At 68.3% G+C, this 754-nt stretch carries 1 protein-coding gene; it reads left to right on the top strand.

Annotation, left to right across the window (positions count from 1 at the left end):
• The coding region (locus AC5Y5W_RS24950; RefSeq protein ID WP_500014160.1) for an HAD-IC family P-type ATPase at positions 1-723 on the top strand (723 nt) is incomplete at its 5' end.
• Between the last annotated feature and the right edge of the window lie 31 nt (positions 724-754).

Raw genomic sequence — 754 nt, 5'->3', positions numbered from 1 at the left:
CAAGCCATCCCCGGGGCCGGGCTTACCGGTGACCTCGACGGGCACACCGTCCGGCTGGGTCGGCCCGGCTGGCTCGACCCCGCCGACCTCACCGACCACGTGAGCCGCATGCAACAAGCCGGGGCCACAGCAGTTCTCGTCGAATGCGACAACCAACTGCTCGGCGCCATCGCCGTGCGCGACGAACTACGCCCGGAAGCCAGCGACGTCATCGCCGGGCTACGCGCCGACGGCTACCCGGTGACGATGCTCACCGGCGACAACCACGCCACCGCTGCCGCCCTTGCCGCCCAAGCCGGAATCGAGCACGTCTATGCCGAACTGCGCCCCGAAGACAAGGCTCACCTCGTCGCACAGCTGCGCGCCCAGCGACCCACCGCGATGGTCGGCGACGGCGTCAACGACGCACCGGCCCTGGCCGCCGCCGACCTCGGCATTGCGATGGGCGCCATGGGAACCGACGTCGCCATCGAAACCGCCGACGTCGCCCTGATGGGCCAAGACCTGCGTCATCTGCCCCAAGCACTAGACCACGCCCGCCGCTCCCGAAACATCATGCTGCAAAACGTCGGACTATCCCTGACCATCATCACCGTGCTGATGCCGCTGGCGCTCTTCGGAACCCTCGGCCTGGCCGCGGTCGTGTTCGTGCACGAGCTCACCGAGGTCATCGTCATCGCCAACGGCGTGCGCGCCGGACGCACCAAACCACTTACCGACTAACCCAACACACCCGACCGCGCCACTGCTCAAC

The organism is Mycobacterium sp. NGS51, from assembly GCF_059812525.1.
This window is presented reverse-complemented; position numbering and strand designations above follow the sequence as displayed.